General features: G+C 56.1%; 1 pseudogene. It reads left to right on the top strand.

Annotation, left to right across the window (positions count from 1 at the left end):
- Window positions 1–228 (top strand): annotated as a pseudogene (locus ACO0KW_RS20535) (hypothetical protein); the annotation flags it as partial.

Below are 228 nucleotides of genomic sequence, written 5' to 3'. Positions count from 1 at the left end.
TTGCCGCAGGCGCGACGAGTGTCTTGGTACGTACACCAGTGACGGAAGATTTGTTGGATGAGCTCGACGAAACCTTCGTCTTAACGGCAACACGCACGGCGGGTACAACCACGAATGCGTCGGCAACAGGTACGGGCACGATCACAGACAACGATGCAACACCAAGTTTGTCGATCAACGACGTGATCGTCAACGAAGCGGCTGGCACAGCGACCTTCACGGTCACCT

This window comes from Undibacterium sp. Ji22W, assembly GCF_049340305.1.
GTDB lineage: Bacteria > Pseudomonadota > Gammaproteobacteria > Burkholderiales > Burkholderiaceae_D > Undibacterium.
Note: the sequence above shows the minus strand (reverse complement) of the source record. Positions and strands in the feature narration are given on the sequence as shown.